This is a genomic window from Cobetia sp. SIMBA_158 (assembly GCF_046566945.1).
GTDB lineage: Bacteria > Pseudomonadota > Gammaproteobacteria > Pseudomonadales > Halomonadaceae > Cobetia > Cobetia amphilecti.
In genome coordinates, this window is record NZ_JAWJYL010000710.1 from 1 (window position 1) to 254 (window position 254).

Here is a 254-nt window from a genome sequence, read left to right on the forward strand (position 1 = left end):
CTAAAAAGGTTACACTCACTGGTTTGGCGTAATGACGTGCATTTAAATAAAGCCACAGTACGCCTTGAGAATTTGTTTCTAGGTTTAATTGAAACGCTTGTCCATGCATTATAATTGCTGACTGCGACAAATTACCCTGAGAAAAATCAGCAATTAAACGAATTCCCTGTGTATCTTGCCAATAAGCAAAACCACCATCTAGGTAGTTTGCTTGGGGTAATACAAACCAGCGTTCTTCATTCAGAGTCGACACT

At 39.4% G+C, this 254-nt stretch carries 1 protein-coding gene; it reads right to left on the minus strand.

Translation table 11 applies throughout. From position 1 onward, the window contains the following. A partial coding sequence (locus R2R70_RS21665; RefSeq protein ID WP_410979148.1) for a hypothetical protein occupies positions 1-254 on the minus strand: 254 nt, incomplete at both ends.